At 68.0% G+C, this 7,433-nt stretch carries 6 protein-coding genes and 1 tRNA gene; 5 read left to right on the top strand and 2 right to left on the bottom strand.

Translation table 11 applies throughout. The annotated features are described in order from the left end of the window. Positions 1 to 165 precede the first annotated feature (165 nt). Positions 166 to 241, top strand: a tRNA-Arg gene (locus tag Q0176_RS00975). A gap of 579 nt (positions 242 to 820) precedes the next feature. Here the strand turns inward: Q0176_RS00975 and Q0176_RS00970 are convergent. Continuing rightward, positions 821 to 1,840, bottom strand: coding sequence for a type I phosphomannose isomerase catalytic subunit (locus tag Q0176_RS00970; protein ID WP_299298140.1), 1,020 nt, complete (start codon positions 1,838 to 1,840; stop codon positions 821 to 823). 253 nt (positions 1,841 to 2,093) lie between these two features. On the opposite strand from Q0176_RS00970, the gene Q0176_RS00965 reads away from it, so the two are divergent. The 4 genes from Q0176_RS00965 to Q0176_RS00950 are packed head-to-tail and all read left to right on the top strand — an operon-like array spanning position 2,094 to position 6,950. Further along, entirely contained in the window at positions 2,094 to 3,029 is a 936-nt protein-coding gene (locus tag Q0176_RS00965) for a 50S ribosomal protein L11 methyltransferase (protein WP_299298138.1), read from the top strand. After that, positions 2,993 to 4,342: a MiaB/RimO family radical SAM methylthiotransferase gene (locus Q0176_RS00960; protein ID WP_299298136.1), complete on the top strand. Its 1,350-nt coding sequence runs from the start codon at positions 2,993 to 2,995 to the stop codon at positions 4,340 to 4,342. The genes Q0176_RS00965 and Q0176_RS00960 overlap by 37 nt, the downstream gene beginning before the upstream one ends. Continuing rightward, entirely contained in the window at positions 4,330 to 5,898 is a 1,569-nt protein-coding gene (locus Q0176_RS00955) for an Hsp70 family protein (protein ID WP_299298134.1), read from the top strand. Before Q0176_RS00960 ends, Q0176_RS00955 begins: the two co-directional genes overlap by 13 nt. Before the next feature lie 32 nt (positions 5,899 to 5,930). Continuing rightward, positions 5,931 to 6,950, top strand: coding sequence for a DnaJ domain-containing protein (locus Q0176_RS00950; protein ID WP_299298132.1), 1,020 nt, complete (start codon positions 5,931 to 5,933; stop codon positions 6,948 to 6,950). A gap of 10 nt (positions 6,951 to 6,960) precedes the next feature. Here Q0176_RS00950 and Q0176_RS00945 read toward each other — a convergent pair whose 3' ends face one another. After that, positions 6,961 to 7,353: a hypothetical protein gene (locus Q0176_RS00945; RefSeq protein WP_299298130.1), complete on the bottom strand. Its 393-nt coding sequence runs from the start codon at positions 7,351 to 7,353 to the stop codon at positions 6,961 to 6,963. Positions 7,354 to 7,433: the final 80 nt, after the last annotated feature.

Raw genomic sequence — 7,433 nt, 5'->3', positions numbered from 1 at the left:
TCACCTGAATTCCTCATGCCTCCATTATCCAAGAGGCTCCTGTCCTGAGGGGGGGTGACATTCTCTCGGTCCCGCTAAGGGATGACATTATCACTGTCCGGCGACAACGGTGAAACCCAAATTGACAGTTGGTTTTTTTGTGCTATAGTCACTTAGTCTTTTTGCGGGCTTGTAGCTCAGTGGATAGAGCGACGGCCTCCTAAGCCGTAGGTCGGCAGTTCGAGTCTGCCCAAGCTCGCCATACAGACATTGCAGGGATTGACAGGTTTCATCCCTTGAAGCGCTCCGCCACAAGCGAGCCGTGTTTCCAGCGCTTTTTTCGGCATTTTTCCCCTCAGCAATCCTCTGAATTTATATGCTTCCGGGTGACGGCACTCGCCCCTCGGCTGAACGATTCAATGCTCACCGGCCGAGATTCGGCAGCCGTTCCATCACTACGGCACACAAAATATGTCCGCTTCTCGCTTTTGGGTGGTGAAACCGTACCGCGTTTTTCCGCCCAGCTGTCGTTATAGACAATGGTCTCCTCCACAAATTGCTGTTCCAGACCCCCTCCAAGGAAGGGTTCAAGGCGCCTCCAGCATCGCCGCGTCCAGGGGGCGGGATACGGTTTCCATCCCACTAGGAAGGTTTCAAGGACCCCATCTCCAGCAAGTACAAGTCCATGCTTATCGAGTTTCCATCCCACTAAGGAAGGTTTCAAGGGTGGAGGAACCGGCATCAGTTCGGGATGTTCTTCGGAGGTTTCCATCCCTCTCGGACACGGAGCACGTTATGGCGAATCCGCTCTCCTATCCTGTGCAGGGGGCGCCTGTCCCGGTTACCGTGAATGAGGTTTATAAGCGGACGGCCAGCTCTGGTGAAGCCCTTTTTCCCGGTCTCCCAGCGACGTGAGCAGGAAGCGGGCCGAGCCCTCCAGGGCAAAGGGCCCCGCGTCGGCCGGGACGAAGAGGCTGGCGCCCTTCCGGGCGCTCAGTACGGTGGAGCCGGCACGGAGTGCAGCCGTCCCGTCCAGGCAGAGCAGGGAGTGAAACGTGTCCCCGTCCGCAGCACGTTCCCAGCGTCCGGACAGGTCCAGGACCTCCGCCCGAAAACAGGGACAATCGGCCAGACGCTCCAACGTGCCGCCCGGAACGGGACGCGCGGGGGACGCACCCGGGACGGCGAGGCCGGCAGGGCCCGGGCGCATGACGTCGAGCGCCTTGGCCACGTGAAGCGGGCGGGATCTCCCGTCCGGCCCCGTCCGGCCGTAGTCGAAGACGCGGTAGGTGAGGTCGGAGCTCTGCTGCACCTCGGCGATCAGGATGCCGCCCCCGATGGCGTGGATCGTGCCTGCGGGGATGAAAAAACGGTCGCCCTTTCGCACCTCCACCCTGTGAAGCACGTCGGTCAGGCTTCCGTCCCCGATGCGGCGCTCCAGCTCCTCCCTTGTGAGCTCCCGCTCGAATCCCAGGTAGAGGAACGCACCGGGCTCGTGGTCCAGGACGAGCCACATCTCCGTCTTGCCCGGGCCGTGCTCGACGCGGGCGGCGTAGGCGTCGTCCGGGTGGACCTGGACGGAGAGGGGGAGCCGGGCGTCGATGAGCTTCACCAGCAGGGGAAAGGGATCGTCCGGCCCGTGTCGGCGGGACACGATCTCCGGGTGTGCCCGAACGGCCTCCGAGAACGGGCGTCCCTCCCAGGGACCGTCGGCAACGACGCCGTCCCCGGCAGGGTGGGCGGACAGCTCCCAGCTCTCCGCGACCGTTTCGAGGTCGGTCCTCATTCCCCAATCGTCCTTCAGGCGCCTCCCACCCCAGAGGTAATCCTTGCAGGCGGGGGTCAGCGTAAAGGGTTCCATGCCGCAGCCTCCTTTTCCTCGTGCCGGACCTTGTTTCCGGAACGGTCCGTATTCATGCCTGTCATCCTACCTCAGGACGGCGGGAAAGTACACCGCCGCCGCGAAAGGCTGTCCGGGGGCTTGAACGTAGGGCCCCGATGGCATCGCGCCCTCCGCTTCTTCGCCCGTAGTAAAATAGAATGTGGATATAAATATGAAAAAGGGTCCGCTGCGGATTTCTCCGGCGTGCCCGAAATGTTTGGGAGTGATCGGTTTGCCTTCTGACGACCTGTACGGAACCCCGCAGCCCGACGGCGGCCCCGGTTTCTGGTGGAGCGTCGAATTCGAGGCGGAGAGCGGCGGGGACGGGAACAAAAACCCCGCGTGGACGGAGGAGCGCCTGTTCGACCTCGCCGCGCTCTCCGGGGCCATGGGGTCGGAGCTCTTCGAGGAGGGGGACGGGCTGGTGCTGCGGGCGGCCTACCGCAGCTCCCGGGAGATCGGCGCGCTGCTCGCGGAGCTGAGGGAACTGCTGGCCGACTTCCCCGGCATCGCGCTGCGCGCGCACGGCAAGGTGGAGGACCGCCCCTGGCACACGCAGCACCTGGAGGCCTTCCCCCCGCTCGAGGCGGGGCGTGAGCTCGTCGTCATGGCCCCATGGCACAGGGACTCCGCGCCCGAGGGGCGGATTCCGATCCTCATCTACCCGGCCTCCGCCTTCGGGACCGGCTATCACGAGAGCACGCGCATCGCGCTCGAGCTTCTGGAGGAGGCCGTGCGGAAGGACGATACGATCGTCGACGTCGGGACGGGTACCGGCATCCTCTTCATCGCCGCGCTGAAGCTGGGGGCCGCGCACGCTGTGGCCCGCGACCTGGACCCGGCGACGCTCGGCGAGGTGCGGCGCAACATGGAGCTGAACGGCCTGCCCCCCATCCTCTGCGACCTGGCCGCAGGGGACCTCCTGAAGGGCGTGGAGGCGGACGCCGACCTGCTGACGGCCAACATCCTTTTGGAGCCGAACCTGGCTCTGCTGCCGGACGTGCTGCGCGTGCTGAGACCGACGGGGTCCGCGATCTTCTCCGGGATGACGGTGTCCGAGCGGGAGCCCTTCCTTTCCGCCCTGCCCGCGGCGGGACTGGCCGCGGAGCGGGAGCTGCGTCTGGGGGACTGGTGGGGCTGCCGGGCCCGGCCCGCACGGCGGGCGTGAACGCAGCTCCATCCCCGGACCTGAGGGGGCGGTCCGTCTGGGTCCACGTCCTGGGATGCCGCTCGAACCTCTGCGAGGGGGACTTCCTGGCCGGGGACCTGGAGGCGCGCGGAGCCCTCGTGACGCGGGACCCGGAGGGCTGCTCCGCCGCGGTGATCGTCAGCTGTTCCGTAACGGCGGAGGCGGACCGCAAGTGCCGGCAGGCGGTACGGCGCGCCCGCCGGACCGTCGGGGAGGCCGGGGTCGTCGCCGTGTGCGGCTGCTGGGCGCAGGGGGCCGCGGCGGACGAGGCTCGGGAGCTGGGCGCCGACATCCTGGTCGGCAACCGGAGGAAGGGCGAGCTGACCGACGCCCTCGAGGCCATGGTCCGGGACGGCCGGGCCTTCCGCGACCTCCGCTCCGATCTGCTCCGGGACCGGAGGTGGGAGGAGCTTCCCGCTGCGCGCCCGGTGTTCCACACGCGCGCCTTCCTGAAAGTGCAGGAGGGGTGCGATCATTTCTGCTCCTACTGCGTCATTCCGTTCCTGCGGGGCCGTTCCGTGAGCCGGCCCGCGGACCGTGCGATGGACGAGGCCCGGCGCCTTCTGGACGCCGGGTGCAGGGAGATCGTCCTGACCGGGATCCACCTGGGCATGTACGGACGGGATACGGGGTCGTCCCTCGCGGAGTTGGTGCGCGCACTCTCGGCCCTGCCGGGGCTGGAGCGGCTTCGCCTGGGGTCCCTGGAGCCCTTCGCGCTCTCGGACGCCCTCCTGGAGGCCCTGGGGGAGAGCCCCGTCTTCTGCCCGCACCTGCACCTTCCGCTCCAGAGCGGGGACGACGGGGTCCTGAGCCGTATGCGCCGCGGCTATACGGCCGACGATTTTGCCCGGATCTGCGGCCGGGCTCGCGAGCGGCTGGGGGACGACCTTCACATCAGCAGCGACGTCCTGGTGGGGTTCCCCGGCGAGGACGAGAGCGCCTTCGGGAATACGCTGCGGCTGATGCGTCGTGCGGGGATCGGGCGCGCCCACGTCTTTCCCTACTCGCCGCGCCGGGGCACCCCGGCCGCGTCGTTCGAGGGCCGGGTGAGCCCCGCCGCGCTCTCCGACCGTGCCGCCGAGGCCGCGGCGCTGGGGAACGAGCTCCTGGACGCCTACGCCGCCCGCTTCGTCGGTCGGACCCTCCCGGTCCTGCCCGAGGGGGGACGCTGCAGCGGCTACACGCCGCACTTCCTGCCGGCGGCCTGGGAGGGCGGGGCGGAGGTCGGGCGCTCCGTCCGGCTCCGCATCGATTCCGCGTCGGGGGGGGAGCTCAGAGGATGTCCCGTATGAAGTCCGAGTCCGTCTCCATCGGCATCGATCTGGGCACGCGCAACGCCCTCTGCTCCTACGTGAACGAGCTGGGGGCCGTGGAGGCGATAAGGAACCGATGGGGTTCCCTCTCGACCCCGTCCGTCGTGGGGTGGGACGGGGAATGGCACGTGGGGGAGGACGCGGTGCGGATGGCCCTGAACGGTTCCGAGGACGTCTGGTGGGACGTCAAGCGCCGGGTGGGCAGCCCCTTTCGGGCGGTTCTGGATGGGAGAGGTCATGCGGCGCACGATTTGCTCGTCCCGCTGCTCTCCGCCCTCAGGGAGGACGCGGAGGCGCACTTGGGGGTCTTCGTCTCCTCCTGCGTCCTGGCGGTCCCCGCCTGTTTTTCCCTGGCTCAGAGGGAGGCCATGGTCCGGGCCGCGGACGCGGCCGGGCTGCACGAGGCCCGAATTGTGGCGGAGCCGACCGCGGCTGCGCTCTCCTTTGGGCGGGAGGGCCGTTTTCTGGTTTTGGACTTCGGTGCCGGGACCGTGGACCTCTCCGTCGTCGAGAGCGGCGAGGGGGTGTGGCAGGTGCTGGAGAGCGTCGGCAGTGACGGGATCGGAGGTTACGACTTCGACCTGGCCCTCGCGGACTGGCTGCGGGAACGTCTGTTGCTGGCCCCTCTGCCCTCCACGGACCCACGCTGGCGCGCCCTGGTGATGGAGGCGGAGCGGATGAAGGTCGCCCTCTCCGAGTGTCTCGCCCTCGACTGGACGCCGCCCCCCCTGGAGGGACGGGCTCTGCCCCCTCTGACGGTCCGGCGCGAGGAGCTGGAGCGCCTGATGCGCTTCCCGATCCGCCGCCTCGTCCACATCGTGCGTCGGCTCTGGGAACGGTACGGCCCTGACCACCTGCTTCTGGTCGGCGGCTCCAGCCGGATACCCCTGCTGCGCGAGGTCCTGGAGCGGGAGGTGGCCCGGCCGGAACGCCTGAGCCTCTGCGCCGAGGACGCCGTGGTGCGCGGCGCGGCGCTCTACACCCGTTCGGGGCGGGAGCGCCTGCTGCTGGACATTTTGTCCGGGGAGCTCACGGCGCTCTGGGAGGGGGTGGCCCTGCGGGTCCTGCCGGAGAACTCCACCCTTCCCGTGCGGTCGTCGGTGGAGCTGAGGGCGGGCCGATCCGGCCGCTCGGTCCTGGAACTGCGCCAGTCGCCCAACGAGCTGAGGACCGAGGGGCTGCGTCTGGCCTCCCTGGAGCTCGAGGTCCTGGAGGGCGAGACGCTTCGTCTCTGCTGCGAGGTCTCGGCGTCCGGATGCCTTGCGGCGGAGCTCCGCCGCGGGACGGGCGAACGCGTGGAGATTCCGCTGCTCTCGCCGCCCCCGGGCAGGCCGCATGAAAACGAGGCCGCCGGGGAGGTACAGCGCCTTCGGGAGCTGAAGCTGACCCTCGCCGCGCTGGAGACCGCGCTCTCGGAGGAGCATCAGGATCGGCTGCACGCCCTGGTGCGCCGGGCCGAGGGCATGCCCTTCGACGCCGGGACGGCGGAGTTGATCGAGGAACTGGTGAAGGATTTGGAAACTGCGGTATCCTGATTTTGTCGATGTTTCGACGAGCAGAGGTTGACGTGAACGTGAATCTTTCGGCAGAGGTAACGTACAGCTTGAGGGTGTTGGGGCTCGCCCCCGGGGCGACGGCCGCGGACGTGCGGTCGGCGTTCCGGCGGCTTGCGCGCACCTGCCACCCGGACGTGACGGGCCGTCAGGGATCGTACCGCTTTCAGGAGATCACCGGGGCCTACACGTTTTTGAAGGGGCTGTCCGCCGAGGAACTGAAACGCTGTCCCTCCGGGGCCTCCGTTCGGCAGCCGGCCCGGCGCCCCTGGCCTGACCCCCTCGCCTGGTACCGCAGGCGTGCCGAACGCGCCCAAGCGGAAGCCGAGGCCGTGCGGGAGGCCGAGCGTCGGGAGGAGGAGCGCCGCAGCCGGATGCGGGACGAGCGCGTCGGCCGCGTCCTGGAGCGTTACGAGAAAGCCCTTTCCGAGCATTGGGCTCAGTTGGAGAAGGAGGCGGACCGTGGATTCCTCGGCGAGCTCCTGGTCCGGCTGGCCTCTCCGGTCGCCGCCGTGCGATACCTCGCCCTGGGACGCCTTGGGACCTTGGCGAATCGGGAGGAGGTCCTGCGGGCCGTCGGAGAGCTCCTGCGCCGCCACGAGATCGACGACCGGACGGCCCGGCTGGTCGCGGCCCTTCCGCTGAGGCCCGAGTGCCGAAGGCGCCTGGCGGAGGAATCGGCGTGCCGCGCCGGGGACATGCCGGACCCTCTGCTCTCCGCCCTCCTCGGTCTGAGGATGGGGATAGAGCCGGACCCGGTCCTCATGGACCGCTATCTGGGTCGGGCGAAGGCCGACGGCGCGGCCCTGCTGTTGCGGTATTGGCCCGGGGGCGTCTCCCCCTCGGACAAGGTCCTGCTGCGCCTGTTGGATCAGGACGACGAGCGCGTGCTGGTACCGCTGCTCTGCGCCATGAAACAACGTTTCCCCATGGCCGCGCACCGGTTTCGAGAGCGCCTGGAGGCGCTTTGGGAGCACCCTTCCCCGGCCGTCCGGGTCTGGAGCCGCGTCCTGACCCGGAGGAACGAAGGTTAGCCGGCGTCCCTCAGGGAGCCGGCTCCGTTCCTACGGTCTCCGTGCCCGCGGGCTGGAATGAGACCGTCTCCTCGAGCTCGGCCAGGAGGGCGGCCAGCTCCTCAGTGGTCCAGTCGAGGGATTTCAGGATCAGCTTGTCCGCTGCGCTTTCCTTTCCCCTTTGCTGGCTCCATTTCTTCTCCCGAACGTATCTCCGCCACGTCTGCGGGGTGGCGGCCAGCCCTCTCTCGAGGCGCCAGAGCGTGTAGCCGGCCTGATACTCCCATCCCAGCGGCGGGAGGTTCTTTTTGAGGTATTTCTGCTTGTTCCTGTTTATCGCGGCACTCGAATCGGCCACGCACGAAAAGCTCATTGCCGCGGCCAGAGCGATGGCAGCGCCCAACCGCATCAGCCTTGTCCTCATGGCGTATCCGTACTCCCTTCTTTTCCTGTAGCTTCTTTACAGGCTTATGCTCTAATTGTACAATAAAAATCAGATAAAAT

The sequence above is a fragment of the uncultured Fretibacterium sp. genome (assembly GCF_938040765.1).
Taxonomy (GTDB): domain Bacteria; phylum Synergistota; class Synergistia; order Synergistales; family Aminobacteriaceae; genus CAJPSE01.
Note: the sequence above shows the minus strand (reverse complement) of the source record. Positions and strands in the feature narration are given on the sequence as shown.

What these genes read in the sequence shown, in the direction of transcription:
- Q0176_RS00945 (WP_299298130.1), bottom strand. Translation starts at nt 7,353, where the DNA reads ATGAGGACAAGGCTGATGCGGTTGGGCGCTGCCATCGCTCTGGCCGCG.
- Q0176_RS00955 (WP_299298134.1), top strand. Translation starts at nt 4,330, where the DNA reads ATGTCCCGTATGAAGTCCGAGTCCGTCTCCATCGGCATCGATCTGGGC.
- Q0176_RS00970 (WP_299298140.1), bottom strand. Translation starts at nt 1,840, where the DNA reads ATGGAACCCTTTACGCTGACCCCCGCCTGCAAGGATTACCTCTGGGGT.